General features: G+C 69.3%; 13 protein-coding genes. 12 read left to right on the plus strand and 1 reads right to left on the minus strand.

What is annotated here, in order from left to right:
• Positions 1-275: 275 nt before the first annotated feature.
• From groES to ABEA30_RS07045, 5 genes are all read left to right on the plus strand, one after another.
• A complete protein-coding gene (gene groES, locus ABEA30_RS07025; protein ID WP_076059623.1) occupies positions 276-572 on the plus strand; it encodes a co-chaperone GroES in 297 nt (98 codons plus the stop codon).
• A gap of 87 nt (positions 573-659) precedes the next feature.
• Complete coding sequence (gene groL / locus ABEA30_RS07030) at positions 660-2246, plus strand: chaperonin GroEL (RefSeq protein WP_345581055.1); 1587 nt, start codon at positions 660-662, stop codon at positions 2244-2246.
• Between the two features lie 126 nt (positions 2247-2372).
• On the plus strand, positions 2373-2777 hold the full coding sequence (locus ABEA30_RS07035) for a (deoxy)nucleoside triphosphate pyrophosphohydrolase (RefSeq protein WP_345581058.1): 405 nt from the start codon (positions 2373-2375) through the stop codon (positions 2775-2777).
• Positions 2768-5725 carry a DEAD/DEAH box helicase gene (locus tag ABEA30_RS07040; protein ID WP_345581061.1) on the plus strand — a complete coding sequence of 986 codons (2958 nt, stop codon included), beginning with the start codon at positions 2768-2770 and terminating at the stop codon, positions 5723-5725. The genes ABEA30_RS07035 and ABEA30_RS07040 overlap by 10 nt, the downstream gene beginning before the upstream one ends.
• Before the next feature lie 7 nt (positions 5726-5732).
• Positions 5733-6407: a GntR family transcriptional regulator gene (locus ABEA30_RS07045; protein WP_345581064.1), complete on the plus strand. Its 675-nt coding sequence runs from the start codon at positions 5733-5735 to the stop codon at positions 6405-6407.
• Positions 6408-6425: 18 nt separating this feature from the next.
• Here ABEA30_RS07045 and ABEA30_RS07050 read toward each other — a convergent pair whose 3' ends face one another.
• Positions 6426-7358 (minus strand): carbamate kinase, encoded by a 933-nt coding sequence (locus ABEA30_RS07050; RefSeq protein ID WP_345581067.1) that lies wholly within the window; start codon positions 7356-7358, stop codon positions 6426-6428.
• Positions 7359-7425: 67 nt separating this feature from the next.
• Between ABEA30_RS07050 and ABEA30_RS07055 the strand changes: the two genes are divergently transcribed.
• The 7 genes from ABEA30_RS07055 to ABEA30_RS07085 all read left to right on the plus strand — a co-directional run bounded on the left by ABEA30_RS07055 (position 7426) and on the right by ABEA30_RS07085 (position 17550).
• Positions 7426-8028, plus strand: a complete 603-nt coding sequence (locus ABEA30_RS07055; RefSeq protein ID WP_345581070.1) for an ankyrin repeat domain-containing protein — start codon at positions 7426-7428, stop codon at positions 8026-8028.
• A 10-nt stretch (positions 8029-8038) separates the two neighbouring features.
• Positions 8039-8824, plus strand: coding sequence for an oxamate carbamoyltransferase subunit AllH family protein (locus tag ABEA30_RS07060; RefSeq protein ID WP_345581308.1), 786 nt, complete (start codon positions 8039-8041; stop codon positions 8822-8824).
• On the plus strand, positions 8824-10377 hold the full coding sequence (gene fdrA / locus ABEA30_RS07065) for an acyl-CoA synthetase FdrA (protein WP_345581073.1): 1554 nt from the start codon (positions 8824-8826) through the stop codon (positions 10375-10377). The genes ABEA30_RS07060 and fdrA overlap by 1 nt, the downstream gene beginning before the upstream one ends.
• Positions 10377-11795, plus strand: coding sequence for a YlbE family protein (locus ABEA30_RS07070; protein WP_345581076.1), 1419 nt, complete (start codon positions 10377-10379; stop codon positions 11793-11795). Before fdrA ends, ABEA30_RS07070 begins: the two co-directional genes overlap by 1 nt.
• 61 nt (positions 11796-11856) lie before the next feature.
• Positions 11857-13347: a cytosine permease gene (locus tag ABEA30_RS07075; protein ID WP_345581079.1), complete on the plus strand. Its 1491-nt coding sequence runs from the start codon at positions 11857-11859 to the stop codon at positions 13345-13347.
• A gap of 27 nt (positions 13348-13374) precedes the next feature.
• On the plus strand, positions 13375-13839 hold the full coding sequence (locus ABEA30_RS07080) for a nucleoside deaminase (protein ID WP_345581082.1): 465 nt from the start codon (positions 13375-13377) through the stop codon (positions 13837-13839).
• Positions 13840-13956: 117 nt separating this feature from the next.
• Positions 13957-17550: an nSTAND1 domain-containing NTPase gene (locus ABEA30_RS07085; RefSeq protein WP_345581085.1), complete on the plus strand. Its 3594-nt coding sequence runs from the start codon at positions 13957-13959 to the stop codon at positions 17548-17550.
• Positions 17551-17632: the final 82 nt, after the last annotated feature.

Raw genomic sequence — 17632 nt, forward strand, 5'->3', positions numbered from 1 at the left:
TTCAAATCCGGCTCGCTGGGGCGGTGCCGTGAGTGATGGGATGGGGTCACGGCACATTCGCCCTCCGTTTGGTTGCTCACGGCGCCCACCGCAACCCACCCGACCCGTGCTGGCACTCGGCTTGATTGAGTGCTAAACCCGCGATAGTTTGGGCACTGGCACTCGACACCCTCGGGTGCCAACTGCCTAGGCGGCACCGCGACGACGCCCGGGTCCAACAGAAGAAGACATCTCAGCCGGCCCCCGGCCGGAGAACACAAAGGAAGGTGTTTGGCGTGGCAACCACGATCAAGCCTCTCGAGGACCGCATCCTGATCCAGCCCCTCGAGGCCACCCAGCAGACCCAGTCGGGCCTCTTCATCCCCGACACCGCCAAGGAGAAGCCGCAGGAGGGCAAGGTCATCGCCACCGGCCCCGGCCGCATCGACGACAAGGGCAACCGCATCCCGCTCGACGTCGCTGAGGGCGACGTTGTCATCTTCTCGAAGTACGGCGGCACCGAGGTGAAGTACGACGGCAACGAGTACCTGCTGCTCAACGCCCGCGACATCCTCGCCGTCGTCTCCAAGTAACGAACGGGGGCAAGCCCCCGTTGACCCCCGAGAAGATTAACGAACGGGGGCAGCCCCCGTTGACCCCCGAGAAGATTTAGGAAACCCATGGCAAAGATTCTTGCTTTCGACGAGGAAGCCCGCCGCGCGCTCGAGCGTGGCGTCGACGTCCTCGCCAACACCGTCAAGGTGACGCTCGGCCCCAAGGGCCGCTACGTCGTCCTCGACCAGAAGTGGGGCGCCCCGACCATCACCAACGACGGCGTGACCGTCGCCAAGGAGGTCGAACTCGACGATCCCTACGAGGACCTCGGCGCCCAGCTGGCCAAGGAAGTCGCCACCAAGACCAACGACGTCGCCGGTGACGGCACCACCACCGCAACCGTGCTCGCCCAGGCCATGGTCCACGCCGGCCTGCGCGCCGTCGCCGCCGGGATCAACCCGGTCGGGCTCAAGCGCGGCATGGACAAGGCCGTCGAGGCCGTCGTCGAGCGCCTGCGTGAGAACGCCCGCGTGGTCGACACCACCGCCGAGATGGCGTCGGTGGCCACCATCTCCTCCCGCGACGAGCAGATCGGCGACCTGATCGCCGAGGCGTTCGACAAGGTCGGCAAGGACGGTGTCATCACCGTCGACGAGTCGCAGACCTTCGGCACCGAACTCGAGTTCACCGAGGGCATGCAGTTCGACAAGGGCTACCTGTCGCCGTACTTCGTCACCGACACCGACCGCATGGAGGCCGTGCTCGAGGACCCGTACATCCTCATCCACAGCGGCAAGATCTCGTCGATGAACGAGCTGCTCCCGCTGCTGGAGAAGGTCATCGCGGCCAAGGGCACGCTGTTCATCGTGGCCGAGGACGTCGACGGCGAAGCCCTCTCGACGCTCGTGGTCAACAAGATCCGCGGCACCTTCACCTCCGTCGCCGTCAAGGCCCCCGCCTTCGGCGACCGCCGCAAGGCCATGCTCGAGGACATCGCGATCCTCACCGGCGGCCAGGTCGTCGCCCCCGAGGTCGGCCTGAAGCTCGACCAGGTGGGCCTCGAGGTCCTCGGCCGCGCCCGCCGCGTCGTCGTCACCAAGGACGCCACCACCATCGTCGACGGCGCTGGTGACTCGTCCGAGGTCGACGGCCGCGTCGCGCAGCTGCGCGCCGAGATCGAGCGCACCGACTCCGACTGGGACCGCGAGAAGCTCCAGGAGCGCGTCGCGAAGCTCGCCGGTGGTGTGTGCGTGATCCAGGTCGGCGCCGCCACCGAGGTGGAGCTGAAGGAGAAGAAGCACCGCATCGAGGACGCCGTCTCGGCCACCCGTGCGGCCATCGAGGAGGGCATCGTCGCCGGTGGCGGCTCCGCCCTCATCCACGCCGGCTCCGTGCTGGCCGATGGCCTGGGCCTCGAAGGCGACGAGCGCGCCGGTGTCGACGTCGTGGCCAAGTCCCTCGTCGAGCCGCTGCGCTGGATCGCCGAGAACGGTGGCGAGTCTGGCTACGTCATCACCACCAAGGTCGCCGAGATGGAGGTCGGCCATGGCTACAACGCCAAGGTCGGCGAATACCAGGACCTCGTCGCCAACGGCGTGATCGACCCGGTCAAGGTGACGCGTTCCGCGCTCGCCAACGCCGCGTCCATCGCCTCGCTGCTGCTCACCACCGAGACCCTCGTGGTGGACAAGCGCGAAGACGCCGACGACTGATCCCAGATCAGCCTGCAGGCCCCGTCCGGTTCTTCCGGGCGGGGCCTTCCTCATGGCCGGGTGTCGAGCTGGTCAGCCGCCGGCGCCGGCGATAACCTGGTCCCGACTTGGGAGGGGACGGAAAAAGTGGGCAAGCGGATCACGGTGGTGGGTGCGGTCTCCGTGCGGGACGGACGCATCCTGGCGGCGCGACGCAGCGAGGCGATGTCGCTGCCGGGGCTCTGGGAGTTCCCCGGCGGGAAGATCGAACCCGGCGAGACGCCGCAGGAGACGCTGCGCCGCGAGATCGACGAGGAGCTCGGCTGCACCGTCGAGGTGGGCGACTTCCTCACCCGCACCGAACACCAGTACTCCTTCGGGCTGGTGGACCTGAGCACGTACTGGTGCCGCATCGTCGACGGTGAACCCGAGCCCACCGAGCACGCCGAGGTGCGCTGGGTGGATGCGGACGAACTGGCCGGGTTGGAGTGGGCCCCCGCTGACGTGCCGGCCGTCGAGATGATCGTCGAGGCCCGTAGCCGATGGAGCTAGCCGCGGCCTACGGCCGCGACCTCACGTTCGGGTTCGTCGACCACACCCACCCCTCGCCGCGCCTGCACCACCCCCGGCTGATCGTCAACGACGGCCGTGACACCATGCTGCGGACGATCCGCCACGAGCTGCGGCGCGCCGACAGCTTCGTGTTCTCCGTCGCGTTCGTCACGTCGGGCGCCATCGCCGCGCTGAAGCAGGCGCTGCTCGACTTCCCCGGCCGCGGCACCATCATCACGTCCACCTACCTCGGCTTCAACTCGCCCGCGGCGTTCGAGGAGCTGCTGAACCTGCGCGACATCGAGGTGCTCCTCCTCGACGGCACCTCCGAGGGCTTCCACGCCAAGGGCTACGTCTTCCGGCAGCAGCACAGCTCGACGGCGATCGTCGGCAGCTCGAACCTCACCGAGTCGGCGTTGCTGCGCAACCATGAGTGGAACCTGCGGTTCTCCGCGATGGCCGACGGCGACATCGTGCACCAGCTCGAGGCGGCGGTGGAACGCCAGCGCGCCCGCGCCGTGCCCCTCACCCGCGCCTGGGTCGACGCCTACCGCCGCACGTGGCGGCCACCGTCGGCCCCGGCCACGCCGCACCCCATCGTGGAGGGGTGGCCCGCCGTCGAGGTGGTGGCCAACTCGATGCAGGTGGAGGCCCTGGCGGAGATCGACCTGGTGCGCTCCCGCGGCGAGCGTCGCGCCCTCGTCGTGTCGGCCACCGGCACCGGCAAGACCATCCTCGCGGCCCTCGACGTGCGCACCGCCCAACCCGAACGGATGCTGTTCGTGGTGCACCGCGAACAGATCCTCGACAAGGCCATCGCCGAGTTCAGGCGCGTGCTCGGCGCCCCCGCAGGCGACTTCGGCAAGCTCGCCGGCGGGCGCCACGAGATCGACCGCCGCTACGTGTTCGCCACCGTCCAGTCGCTGACCACGAACCTGGCCCGCATCGCGCCCGACGCCTTCGACTACGTCCTCATCGACGAGGTGCACCGCGCAGGCGCCGACGGCTACCGCCGCGTCCTCGACCACCTCGCGCCCCGCTTCCTCCTGGGCATCACCGCCACCCCGGAGCGCACCGACGGCTTCAACATCTTCGAGCTGTTCGACTACAACGTGGCCTACGAGATCCGGCTGCAGAAGGCCCTCGAGGCCGACATGCTGGCCCCCTTCCACTACTACGGCGTCACCGACTACGTCACCGGCGACGGTGAGGTCATCGACGACATGACCAGCCTCTCGCGCCTCGTGTCCACCGAGCGCGTCGACCACGTCCTCGCCGCCGTGGAGCGCTACGGCCAGGCAGGGGTGCCGGTGCGCGGGCTGGTCTTCTGCTCGCGCAACGAGGAGGCCGCCCAGCTGGCGCAGATCCTCAACCAACGCACGTTGCGCGGCCGGCCCCTGCGCACCGTGGCGCTGTCGGGCAAGGACCCGGTACCGGTGCGCGAGGAGGCCGTGGCGCGGCTGGAGCGTGGCGAACTCGACTACCTCCTCACCGTCGACATCTTCAACGAGGGCATCGACATCCCGGCCATCAACCAGGTGGTGATGCTGCGCCAGACGCAGTCGGCGATCGTGTTCACGCAGCAGTTGGGCCGCGGGCTGCGGAAGGCGGCGGGCAAGGACTACCTCGTCGTCATCGACTTCATCGGCAACTACGCCAACAACTACCTGGTGCCCGTCGCGTTGTTCGGCGACACCAGCCTGTCCAAGGATTCGGTCCGCCAGAACCTCATCGAGGCGGAGGAGGCCGGCTCCATCGCCGGGCTGTCGAGCGTGAACTTCGACGCCGTCGCACGCGACCAGGTGTTCAGGGCCATCGACCGGGTGAGGCTCGACTCCATGGTGGCGCTCAAGGCCGCCTACACCGAGATGCGCAACCGGGTCGGGGCAGAGCCGAGGCTGCTCGACTTCGCCCGCTTCGACACCGCGGACCCCGTCGTGCTGGCAACCAGGGAGAGCAACTATTGGCAGCTGCTCGCCAAGTTCGCGAAGCTCGCGCCCCCCACGCCGCGTCAGGGCAGGCTGCTCAACCTGCTCAGCCTCGAACTGCTCAACGGCAAGCGCCCCCACGAACTCCTGCTGCTCCAGGCACTCCTCGAACGGGGGAAGCTCACCCCAGACGACATCGTCAGCCTGCTGCACGCACACCACTGCACCACGGCAGCCGACGTCGTGCGCAGCGCCGTCAGCCTGCTCACGCTCGACTTCTTCCCTGCCAAGACCAGGCCCGGCTACCTGCCCCTCGCGGTGGAGGCCGACGGCGTGCTGACGCTCGGCGCGGAGCTCGCCGCCGAATGGGACCACCCCACCTTCCGCGCGCACGCCACGGACGTGATCGACACCGGCCTGTTCCTGGCCCGGCACCGGCACGGCTGGGCACAGGAGCTGCGCCCGGGCAGGCGCTACTCGCGCAAGGACGCCTGTCGGCTGCTGGGCTTCCGCGGCGACGAGACGTCCACGCTCTACGGGTACAAGGTCGACGACTTCTCGGGCACCTGCCCCATCTTCGTGACCTACCACAAGGCCGACGACGTGGAGTCCTCCGTGGCGTACGGTGACGAGTTCGTCGACGAGTCCACGATGCGCTGGTTCACTCGCAGCAGGCGCACCCTGCGCAGCAACGAGGTGCGGCGCATCGTCGAGCACGACGTCGAGCCGCACCTGTTCGTGAAGCGTGACGACGCCGAGGGCTCCGACTACCTCTACCTGGGCACCGTCACTGCGCACAACGCTCACGAGGAGACCATGCCCACCGGCGACAGGCTCCCCGTCGTGACGATGGACCTGCGCCTCGACCAGCCCGTCGAACGGGGCCTCTACGACTACCTCACCGCGGCACCCATTCCCGCGCCCGAGCGCCTGGACGACAGGGGCGGGCGCAGCGTCGTGCTCGATACCTCGTCAACCGCTCATCCCGAGACCGCGCAAACGGGCAAGGTAGTGCCATAATCGAGCGATGACCACGACGGGGGACGAGAATCTCGGGCTGACGCAGCGCTCGCTGGCGGAGCGCGCCCGCGACGTGATCCGTGAACGCATCACCACCGGCACCTACCAGCCCGGCTACCGGATCAAGGAGCGCGAGCTCTCCGAGGAGCTGGGCATCTCACGCATCCCGGTGCGCGAGGCCCTGGCGGGGTTGAAGACCGAGGGCTTCATCACGCTGCAGCCACGGCGCGGCGCCGTGGTGACCGAGTTGGTCCCCGAGGACCTGCGCGAGATCTTCGAACTGCGCGAGGCGCTCGAGGTGCAGGAGGTCGAGCTCGCGCTCAGGCACGGCAGCCCCGAGGAGCGCGCGAAGCTGCTGCGCGTCGTCGAGAAGGAGCAGTCGGCGCTGAAGTCCGGCAACGGAGACCTCGTGCGCCGCTACAACGCGGAGTTCCACGAGGTGCTGATCCAGATGACGCACAACTCGCTGCTGGCCACCCTGTTGGAGCCCCTGCGCAACCGCCTCAACTGGCTGTTCAAGCAGAACGACGACCCCAGCATCATCTGCGGGGAACACAGCGAGATCGCCCAGGCCATCGCGTCCGGGGACGCCGAAGGAGCCCGTGCGCTGGCCGAGGCACATGTGGCAACATCGCGCCGGCTCGCGCACAGGCTCCTGTTCAACGACGGCGGCGAGGCGTAGCCCCCGCCGACGGCCGGGTCAGCCCCGCAGCACCGTGCCGGCGTTGCCCTCGAGGGCGTCACCGATCTTGTCGAGTGCGGTGATGATGCCCATGGGGCCACCGTCCTCGACGAAGCGACGGATGGCGGCCACCTTCGGACCCATCGAGCCCGCGCCGAACTGGCCGTCGGCCTCGTGCCTGCGGATCTCGTCGAGGCCCACCTCGCCCAGGGGGGCGGCGTCGTCCTTGCCCCAGTTGATCCAGGCGTTGTCGACGTTGGTGGCCAGCACGAGGGCGTCGGCGCCCAGCTGGCGGGCCAGCAGCACGCTGGCGAGGTCCTTGTCGATCACGGCTTCGGCGCCGTGCAGCACGCCCTCGGCGTCGCGGGTGACGGGGATGCCGCCACCGCCGCCGGCCACCACCAGCAGGCCGGCCTTCAGCAGCGCGTCGATGGCCGGTGCGTCGAGGATCTCCCGGGGCTCGGGGCTGGGCACGACGCGGCGGAAGCGGCCGGGCTCGATCTCGCGGAGCACCTGACCGAAGTGGGAGAGTCGCTCGGCGGTGGCTTCGTCGACGTAGCGGCCGATGGGCTTGGTGGGGTTGTCGAACGCGGGGTCGTCGGCCTCGACGAGTGCCCGGGTGACGACGACGGCGGGCCTCATGTCGACCCGACGGCGCGCCAGTGCGCGGTCGAGCGCGTTGAGCAGGATGAACCCGATCGAGCCCTGCGTGTTCGCCACGCACCAGTCCAGCGGGACGGGCGTGAGCACATAGGCCGCCAGGTCGTTCTTGGCCAGGATGTTGCCCACCTGCGGGCCGTTTCCGTGGGAGATCAGCACCTGGTGGCCGTCGTTGGCCAGAGCTGCGATCTGTTCAGCGGCCGCCTCGACGGCCGCGATCTGGTGATCGGCCCGGACTGATTCTCCCGGGCCGGTCATTGCGTTGCCCCCCAGGGCTACCAAAATCCTCATGCATCTGGTATACCATATGCCAGAGGGTTTGAGTAGGGGCGAAGCAGCCCAGGAAGCAAGGCAGAACATGACCCAGACGCAATGGCCGGAACTCGTGGCCACAGCGACCGCGGACGAGGTCCGCGAGCACCTTGCGGCGGGTGCTGACCCCAGCGCCGTCGCCACCACCGAGCAGCAGCGGTCCTCCGCCGTCCTCATCGCCGCCCGCGCAGGCAATCACGCCGCGCTCGACGTGCTGATCGAGGCCGGCGCCGACATCGACGCGCAGAACCGCATCTCGCTCAACCCGTTCCTCTGGGCCTGCATCAGCAACGACCTCGCCGTCGCGCGCCGCATGGTCGAGGCCGGCACCGACCTCGAGCTCGTCACCCGCTTCGGGGGAGTGGGCATCCACCCGTCGGCCGAGAAGGGCCACGTGGAGCTGACCCGCTACCTCGCGGAGGAGACCGACGTCAACGTCAACCACACCAACATCTGTGGGTGGACCCCGCTGCTCGAGGCCATCATCCTCCGCGACGGCGGCCCGGAGCAGCAGGAGATCGTACGCATCCTCCTCGCCGCCGGGGCCGACCCGAAGATGGTGGACCAGTGGGGCGTGACCCCGCTCCAGCACGCGGAGAAGATGGGCTTCACCGAGATCGCCGACCTCCTCAAGGCTGCGGGGGCGTGACGTGACCAGGATGCGGGCGCTGGTGGCCGACCGGGAGTTCATCTCCTGGACGGTCACCCGCCCGCATCCCCGCGTGCACTCGGTGTTCGCGCGCACCATCAACATGGTCGACGACTCGGGGCTCTGGACGCTCGCTGCGTCGACCGTCCCGGTCGGCCCCCGCACCGCGGTCCTCGACATGAGGGCCGCAGCAGAGCTGCGGCTCGCGGTCGGCGACCCCGTCGACCTCAGCTCGGTGGACCTGGACGGCGCCACCACCTGGAACCCCTCGCACTGGCCCCTGGGCATCACCCGCGGCGCGCTCGACGTGGTGCGCGGCCACCTGCCGGTGGCGGGGCCGACGGACCCGTTCGAGCTCGCCGTCGAGGGCCGCATCGCCACGCACCGCGTGCGGCTGCAGAACGCGATGCGCCGCGCCGACTTCGTCACCGCCAAGATCGTCGCCGGCGGACTCATCGGGCTGGGCCCGGGGCTGACCCCCGCAGGCGACGACCTCCTGGCCGGCTTCATCATCGGGTGCCACGCCGTCGGACGGCACGCCGCCCTGGCCTGGCTGCGCTCGGCGGTGGCCGAGCACGCCGCCGCCACCAACCAGATCAGCCTCACGATGCTGCGCGCGGCCCTCGACGGCCGCGCCACCAGCGTCCTCCACCACCTCGTCGACGCACTGGGCGTCGGCGAGCCCCGCCGCATCGTCGCGGCCACTGACCAATGCCTCGCGGTCGGGCACACCTCAGGACTGCACATCGTGGGCGGACTCGTCGCCGCCCTTGAACTCACCGAGAGAGGAATCTGATGACGACAACGACGCTCATCAAGAAGAACACCTACATCGACTCCGTCTCCCTGATGTCGGTGTCGACGAAGGCCAACGCGCTGCCGGGCGTGCAGCAGGCCTTCACCGCCATGGGCACCCCCATGAACAAGGAGGTGCTGGAGGGCCTGGGCCTGCTCACCGAGGACATCGAGGCCGCCACCCCCGGAGACCTGATGCTGATCGCCATCACCGACGACGGCGTCGACACCGACGAGGTCATGGGCCAGATCCAGGAACTCCTGGTCCGCAAGCCCCGCGGCGACGAGGACGAGGAGATCACCTACCGCACCATCAAGGGTGCCGCCGGCGCACGCAAGGACGCCAACCTCGCCGTCATCTCGGTCAACGGTGCCTTCGCCGCGAACCAGGCCCACGCCGCCCTCGACGCGGGCCTCAGCGTGATGATGTTCTCCGACAACGTCACCATCGAGGACGAGCTCGCACTCAAGCGCAAGGCGCACGACAAGGGCCTGCTGATGATGGGCCCCGACTGTGGCACCGCCATCCTCGGGGGAGTCGGGCTCTGCTTCGCCAACGAGGTGCGCCGCGGCCGCATCGGCATCGTCGGGGCCTCCGGCACCGGCAGCCAGGAGATGAGCGTGCGCATCCACGCCTTCGGCGGCGGCATCAGCCACCTCATCGGCACTGGCGGCCGTGACCTCTCCGAGGCCATCGGCGGCATCATGATGCTCGACGGCATCGCGGCGCTCGACGCCGACCCGGGCACCGACGTCCTCGTCGTCGTGTCCAAGCCCCCGGCGCGCTCCGTCGCCAGCAAGGTGATCGACGCGCTGGCCGCCTCCGCGAAGCCCGCCGTCGTCTGCTTCCTCGGCGCCCCGCAGGACCTGCTCGACGAGGCGGAGGGCAAGGGCGTCAAGGCGTTCAACCGCACCAAGCCCGCCGCGATCACCGCGCTCGAGGCCAGCGGCGTCGACACCAGCACCATGAACCTGCACCCGCTCAACTGGCCCCTCATCGAGGAGGTCCGGGGCAAGCTCAACGACGAGCAGCGCTACATCCGCGGCATCTTCGCCGGCGGCACCCTGTGCGACGAGGCCATGTTCCTCGCCATGGAGGACTTCACGGACGTCTACTCCAACCTCCGCAGCGGCGAGTTCCACCTCGAGGCGGGCGAGAAGTCGAAGGCCCACACGTTCCTCGACTTCGGCTCCGACGAGTTCACCAACGGCAAGCCGCACCCGATGATCGACCCCTCCAACCGCATCGGGCGGTTCCTCGAGGAGGCCGCAGACCCGACCACCGGCGTGATCGTGCTCGACTTCGTGCTCGGCTACGGCGCGAACCCCGACCCGGTGGGAGTGATGCTCCCGGCGATCAAGCAGGCCAAGGAGCAGGCCGCCGCCGAGGGCCGCCACCTGGAGGTGCTCGCCTTCGTGCTGGGCACCGAGAGCGACCCCCAGGACTTCGACTCGCAGGTCAACCAGCTCACCGACGCGGGCGTCACGTGGGCATCCTCCTCCACCAACACCGGGCTGCTGGCCCGCGAATTCGTCAAGAAGGGCAACAACTGATGAGCATCACGGACCTCCTCACCAACCCCCTGTCGGCCGTCAACGTCGGCGCCGAGATGTTCGCCGACGACATGGCCGCCCAGGGCGCACGCGTCACCCACCTCGACTGGGCGCCGCCCGGCGGCGGCCAGCCCGACGTCATCGCCGCGCTGACCAAGCTGGCCGACCCGGCCAACGCCGAGCGCATCGAGGCGGCCAACGCCATCGCGCTGGAGCGCATCATCACCTCGCAGCCCATGCTGGTGGGCTTCGGCCAGGCGATCGACGTGGTGCCCGGCATGACGAAGAAGACCATCCTGCACGCCGGCCCGCCCATCGCGTTCGAGCGCATGGCCGGCGCCATGAAGGGTGCAGTCACCGGCGCCCTCGTGTTCGAGGGCCTGGCCAAGGACCTCGACGAGGCCTACGAGCTGGCCGCCTCCGGCGAGATCGACTTCAGCCCCTGCCATGAGCACAACGCGGTGGGTTCGATGGCGGGCGTCACCTCGGCGTCGATGTTCATGCACGTGGTCGAGAACCGGCCCTACGGCAACTACGCCTACACCAACCTGTCCGAGCAGCTGGCCAAGATCCTGCGGATGGGTGCCAACGACCAGAGCGTCATCGACCGCCTCAACTGGATGCGTGACGTGTTCGGCCCCATCCTGCGCGACGCCATGGTCTCGGCCAAGGAGATCGACCTGCGCATGATGCTGGCCCAGGCCATCCACATGGGCGACGAGGCGCACAACCGCAACAACGCCGGCACCGCGCTGCTCATCCAGGCCCTCACGCCGCACATCCTCGAGTCGGACTTCTCGACCAAGGACAAGCAGGACGTGTTCAACTTCGTGCTCAGCTCCGACTACTTCTCGGGCCCCACCTGGATGGCCACCTCCAAGGCCGCCATGGACGCGGCGCACGACATCCCCGACTCCACCGTCGTGACCACGATGTGCCGCAACGGCGTCGAGTTCGGCATCCGCGTGTCCGGCATCGGCGGCAACACCTGGTTCACCGGCCCCGCCCAGCGCGTCGTCGGCCCGCTGTTCGCCGGCTACAAGGTGGAGGACTCGGGCCTCGACATCGGCGACTCCGCCATCACCGAGACCTACGGCATCGGCGGCTTCGCCATGGCCGCGGCCCCCGCCATCGTGCCGCTGGTCGGCGGCACCGTCTCCGAGGCCATCGGCTACTCGAAGACCATGATGGACATCACCACCGGCACCAACCCGAACATCACCATCCCGCTGCTGGACTTCCGGGGCATCGCCAGCGCCATCGACGTGCGCAAGGTCGAGGACACCGGCATCCTCCCGGTGATCAACACCGCGATCGCCCACAAGGACGCGGGCATCGGCATGATCGGCGCCGGCATCACGCACCCGCCGCTCGAGGCGTTCCACAAGGCCACCCTCGCGCTGGCCGAGAAGTTTTGAAACAAGAAGAACCGGGTGGGCAAGGAAGCCACCCACTTGAACCCTTGAAAGGGGAAACCACATGTCAACGCTCAATGTTGACGCTGCAGACGTAGTCGACATCTCGGACGAGCAGTTCGCCGAATACGCCTCTCGCGGCTACTCCGAGGAGGTGCTCCCGGTACGGCGCAAGGACCGTACCTGGGGCGTCCGCAACTTCGCCACCGTGTGGATGGGGCCCATCCACAACATCCTCAGCTACTTCACCGTCGTCGGCTTCTTCGCCTTCGGCCTGTCCGCCTGGCAGGTCATCGGCGCCATCATGACTGCCGCGGTCATCGTGTCGATCGGCTACGTGCTCAACGGCCACGCGGCCGCCAAGTACGGCGTGCCGTTCGCCATGCTCATCCGTGACACGTTCGGCGTCAAGGGCGCCGTGTTCCCGGCCCTGCTGCGTGGCCTCATCGCAGGCTTCGTGTTCTTCGGCCTGACGACGGTGTCGTCGGCACAGGCCATGGACATCGTCTTCGAACGGCTCTTCCCGGGCTTCCTGAACATCGGCGGTGGCGCGGACTTCCTCGGCCTGCCGATCCCCACCCTGATCAGCTACGTCGTCATGTGGGTCATCACCGTGGTGCTCTACCTCGCCGGGCAGAAGTTCATCGGCAAGTTCTCCGACTGGGCCTCGCCCGCCGTCTGGGTGCTCATGGTCATCGGCGTGGTCCTCGCGGTGGTCAACGCCGGCGGCGTGGGCAACGTGCTGGCCCTCGACCCGATCAGCGAGCCCGTCACCGTCGTCGGTTTCGTCACCTGCGTGTCGATGCTGGTGTCGAACTGGGCCGGCCCGATCGTCAACATCGCCGACATCTCGCGCACCGCCGAGAACCAGCGCGCCCCGCGCCTGGGCTTCCCGATCGGCATGATCGTGTCCTACATCCTGTTTGCGATCGTGACCGTGGCCTTCATGGCCAGCCTCCACGCGGTCAGCGGCGGCGAGATCGACGTCAACAAGCCGACGGTCTTCGTCGACGCCATCAACTCGATCGGCAACCCGTTCGTCGTGATCCTGCTCATCCTGGCCATGAACGTCGGCGCCACTGCCTTCGTCGTGTTCGGCAACATGCTGCCGTCCGGCCTCCAGATGACCGCACAGCTGCCCAAGTGGTTCAACGTCAAGACCGGTGGCCTGCTGGCCGCCGTCGTCGGCACGCTGATCCTGCCCTGGCAGTTCGTCGAGAACACCACGATGCTGTTCCTCTTCTACAGCTTCATCGGCTCGATGTTCGGCCCCATCGCCGGCATCATGCTCGCCAGCTACTACCTGGAGCGCAGGAAGGTCCTCAACCTGGACCACATCTACACCGCGCCCGGCTCCGACGGCGCCTATCCCGGCGGCGTCAACTGGCGCGCCATCGGCGTGCTGGTGGTCAGCTTCATCGTCACGATGTCGGGCAAGCTCTTCACGGGCGTGGCCGTGCTGGCCACCATCAACAACTGGGCCTTCTTCAGCGGCCTCATCATCGGGTTCGTCGGCTACCTGCTCGTGCGTCCCCGCACCTCGACCACCAACTGACAAGTCCACAGACAAAGGAGTTCAACAATGGACGAATACTTCAAGCTCGCCGTCGACGCCACCATGGAAGGCATGCGCGAGGGCACCGGTGGCCCGTTCGGCGCCACCCTGGTGCGTGACGGCGAGATCCTCGCCGCCGTCGGCAACACCGTGCTCAAGGAGGTGGACCCCTCCGGACACGCCGAGCTGGTCGCCGTCCGGGAGGCGTGCGGCAAGCTCAACACGCTCGACCTGAGCGGCTCCATCATGTACGCCACGTGTGAGCCCTGCCCCATGTGTGTCGCCGTGATGATGTGGGCGGGCGTCGAGAAGTGCTACTACGCCTCGACGCGCACCGACGCCGCCGAGGCGGGTTTCTCCGACCAGCACCTCCGCGACTTCCTCGACGGCACCGACAAGAGCCTGTTCGACCTCGAGCACCTCGAGGACGGCCGCGAGGACTGCGCCGAGATCTGGACCGAGTTCGCTCGGTTGAAGGCCGAGCGGGCCTGATCCCCGCCCGCTCGCGATGACCCCGCCAGGTTCCCCTGCCTGGCGGGGTCATTTGTTTCACGGTGCTATCGACGGCCTGTGGACAATCTGTCGGCAGGCCACGATAGATTCCCTGCCATGCCAGCCCCCACCACGCGCCAGGAGTTCGCCGAGACGCTTCGTGTGGCGCGCCTCCACGCTGGAATGTCGTTACGCGTGCTCGCCAAGCGGGTGCACCTGTCGTCGTCCACCCTGCAGGGCTGGTTCGAGGGCAAGCACCTGCCCACGCTGGCGCTGCAGGACAACTTCCTCGCGCTGGCGCGGGCCCTGGACCTCACCGCCGAGGTGCCCGAGGAGGAGTGGCTGCAGGTGCTGGCGCGCCTCCGCACGCAGGGCCAGGTCGGCGCCAACCCCTACGTCGGCATGCGCGCGTACTCCGCAGAGGATTCGGAGCGCTACTTCGGGCGCCAGGTGCTGCTCGACGAGCTGGTCGCCGCCGTCGAGAACGTCCAGACCGCGCCCGGTGCGCGCCTGGTGGCCGTGGTGGGGGTCTCCGGCTCCGGCAAGTCGTCGCTGCTCCAGGCGGGCCTCATCGGCACCGAGTGCCACGGCGGCCGCCTGAGCCGCTTCACGTGCGTGGCGCTGCCCCCAGAGGAACTCGCCGCATGGCGGCCGCCGGCACAGGGCGATGTGCTGATCGTGGCAGACCACATGGAGTCGCTGCGCAGCATGACGCCCGAGGCGGCACAGGACGCCGTCGACGCGTTGACCTCGCTGCCGTCCAACGTCACGTGCGTGTTCGGCCTGACGGCCGACGCGTTCGGCGTGCTCTCCTCCGACAACAGGCTGCGCCGGGCGCTGACCGCGCCCGTCCTGGTGGGGGCGCTGATGCGCGACGAGTTCGAGGACATCATCCGGCAACCCGCCATCGCGAGCGGCCGCCCCGTCGACGACGCGCTCGTGACGCTCATCCTGAGCAGCCTCTGGCGCTACGGCGAGCCGCCCGCCTCGGTGCTGCCCATGCTCTCGAACTCGCTGCGCCAGGCGTGGGCTCAGGCCACTGGCCCCACCGTCACGGTGGATGACTACCTCGCCACCGGCGGCATCTGGGGCGGCCTCGAGCGGCTGGCGGAGGGCATCCACGAGGCGGCCACGCCCCAGGAACAGCTCGGCATCCGCAAGCTCCTCCTCGACCTCGTGCAGGTCAGCTCCGACGGCATCGAGCGCCGCTCGGTGGACGCCACCCACCTGCCCGAGGACGTCGTGGGGCCGGCGGAGGCCTACCTCAACGCGCGGCTGCTCACGCTGGACGGCACCATGCTCAGCATCGGCCACTCGGCGCTCCTGGGGCGGTGGAAGCGGCTCGGCACCTGGGTGGACGAGGAGCGCGAGCACCTGCTGTTCCGCCGACGGATCGCCAAGGCGGCCGAGGTCTGGGAGGAATCCAACAGGGATCCGCAGGCCCTCATCCCCGTCGAGGCACTGGTCTTCGACCAGTTCACCCGCACCACCGACATCGCACTGACGCCGCTGGAGACGGACTTCTTCGACGCCAGCCTCGCCAAGGCGGAGGAGGAGAAGAGGGCCCATCGTCGGCAGATCGGCCAGCTGCAGCGCCGCAACGCGGTCATGACGGTCCTGGCCCTCCTCGCCGCTGCAGCGCTGCTGCTCACGTTCCTGCAGATGCGCCGCGCAGACTCCTTCGCGATGGCCGCGGAGATCGCCAAGGCGGAGGCGCAGTCGCGGCAGCTGGCGCTGGTCGCGGAGGAACTGCACCCGACGGACCGCAACCTCGCGGCCCAGTTCAGCCTGGCGGCACTGCGCACCGCCCGCACCGCGGAGGCCGAGGCCGCTGTCCTCAAGGCCGGCGGCCTGGGGGCGCCGTGGCGGGTGATGGGCCCCCGGGGGACGGTCCGGATCGCCGCCTCGCCCGACGGCGCGCTGGTGGCGCGTGCCAACGGCGCCGGAGTCGTCGACGGGTGGCGCGACGGAGACTTCAGCGCGCCGGCATTCTCGTTCGAGGCGTCCAGCGGGCAGCTGTTCGGCATCGCCCACGGGCGGCGCGACGGCCGCGAGCTGCTGGCGGTCAGCGGTCAGGGCACCGCCAGCGTCTGGGACGTGACCGGCCAGCCGGAACTGCTGGTCGAACGGGCCGGGGCCGAGGAGGCCGCGTACGGCGCCGCCTTCGGCGACCATCACGCGTACCTGGGGTTCGGCGACGGCACCATCGCCCAGGTGGACCTGGCCACCATGGCCGAGGTGGCGCGGTGGGACACCGGCGAGGACCGGCCCGTCGAGGGGCTGGCCGCGCAGCCCGGCGGCGGCCTCGTCGTCGCAGGGGGCGACGACATCCAGCTGTGGGATGAGAGCGGCGCCGTGCTCCCCGCCACGGAGGCGATGCGCCGCGTCACCCGGTTGCAGTTCTCGCCTGACGGCTCCAGCCTGGCGGCGGCGGGCTCGGACGGGCAGGCCACGATCTTCGACGTCTCGGGCCAGACCCTGACGGCCGGTCCTCAGCTGCAGTTCGGTGCGGTCTACATCCACTCCTTGGCCTACGACGGGCACCGTGTCATCCTCGGCACCTGGGACGGCAGGGCCGGGGCGTTCGCGGCCGACGGCACGCCCCTGGGAGAGGTGGCCGAGCCCGCCTCGGTGACCGGCCTGGCTTGGGCGGACGGGCGGGTCGTGACGGGCACGCTCGACGGCACCATGCGTGTGTGGCCGCAGCGTTTCTCAGGGGAACTGGTCGAGGGCAGCGCCACGCCCCTGCCCAGCGCGTTGACCGGGCAGCACTTCGTCAAGTACTTCGAGGACCACGCGAGGGCCTACCACTTCGACGGTTCCGAGGGGCACAGGCTGCAGTTTTCCGAGGACGCCGGCACCGGCTACGGCCCCGTGCTCTCCTCCGGTCACGTGCTGTCGCTGCCCACGGCCTCCGGGCGGCTGGCCAGCTGGGACACCAACGTCCACACGGCTCAGCCGCCGGTGTGGTCCCAGGTCGGCACGGAGATCGCCTACGAGTTGTTCCAGGGCCCGGACGGGTTGGCCCTCTACGCCGAGACCAGCCAGGACTGGGCGCGGGTGATCCGCCGCGAGGGGCTCCAATGGCACCCGGTCGGTGACATCCAGACCTGGTCCACGCTCGCGGCCGGGTGGCATCCCACGAAACCGCTCCTGGCGGCCATGAGCACCGCCTCCACGGAACTGGTGATCCACGACGTCTCCGGAGGGCAGCCGAAGGCCGTGGGCCAGGTGGGCGTCCCAGCGGAGGGGGCCTCGATCGCGCTCACGTGGACGTCGGACGGGGAGGGCATCATCGTCGGAACCGACGCGGGGCTCGTCTACCGCGTGGACGTCTCGGACCCGGCCGCCCCCGTCGTGGACCCCGACGTGATGGAGCTGAGCGCCGGCGTGGCGTCGCTGTCGCTGTCCCCGGGTGGCGGGCTCGTGGCCGCCGGGCTCATCGACGGCCGCATCTACCTGCTCGAGACCAGTGAGGAGGGCGGTTTCCGCACGGACCTCGTGCTCCGGCCGGGCCGTGGCGCGGTGGCCGACATCCACCTCGACCAGGAGAGGGTGGTCTTCGCCACCGACACCCAGGGTGCCTACGTGTGGCCGCTGGACGTGGACGACGTCGCCGTCCAGCTGTGCGACGCGGTGGGGGAGCGGTTGACCGCGCGCGAGTGGGACCGCATGGTGCCGGGGGTCGACCAGCTGGAACCATGCGGATGAGGGCTTCACCCGTGGCTGAACAGCGGTCCGCCGGAGCCTCGCTGGTTAGCTCAGCCACAGCCCGCGGCGTAGACTGAGGCCT

Source organism: Tessaracoccus lubricantis (genome assembly GCF_039544535.1).
GTDB lineage: Bacteria > Actinomycetota > Actinomycetes > Propionibacteriales > Propionibacteriaceae > Arachnia > Arachnia lubricantis.

Coding starts and splice junctions, on each gene's coding strand:
- ABEA30_RS07075 (WP_345581079.1), top strand. CDS start 11,857: ATGTCAACGCTCAATGTTGACGCTGCAGACGTAGTCGACATCTCGGAC.
- groL (WP_345581055.1), top strand. CDS start 660: ATGGCAAAGATTCTTGCTTTCGACGAGGAAGCCCGCCGCGCGCTCGAG.
- ABEA30_RS07070 (WP_345581076.1), top strand. CDS start 10,377: ATGAGCATCACGGACCTCCTCACCAACCCCCTGTCGGCCGTCAACGTC.
- ABEA30_RS07050 (WP_345581067.1), bottom strand. CDS start 7,358: ATGAGGATTTTGGTAGCCCTGGGGGGCAACGCAATGACCGGCCCGGGA.
- ABEA30_RS07055 (WP_345581070.1), top strand. CDS start 7,426: ATGACCCAGACGCAATGGCCGGAACTCGTGGCCACAGCGACCGCGGAC.
- fdrA (WP_345581073.1), top strand. CDS start 8,824: ATGACGACAACGACGCTCATCAAGAAGAACACCTACATCGACTCCGTC.
- ABEA30_RS07085 (WP_345581085.1), top strand. CDS start 13,957: ATGCCAGCCCCCACCACGCGCCAGGAGTTCGCCGAGACGCTTCGTGTG.
- ABEA30_RS07040 (WP_345581061.1), top strand. CDS start 2,768: ATGGAGCTAGCCGCGGCCTACGGCCGCGACCTCACGTTCGGGTTCGTC.
- ABEA30_RS07060 (WP_345581308.1), top strand. CDS start 8,039: ATGCGGGCGCTGGTGGCCGACCGGGAGTTCATCTCCTGGACGGTCACC.
- ABEA30_RS07080 (WP_345581082.1), top strand. CDS start 13,375: ATGGACGAATACTTCAAGCTCGCCGTCGACGCCACCATGGAAGGCATG.
- ABEA30_RS07045 (WP_345581064.1), top strand. CDS start 5,733: ATGACCACGACGGGGGACGAGAATCTCGGGCTGACGCAGCGCTCGCTG.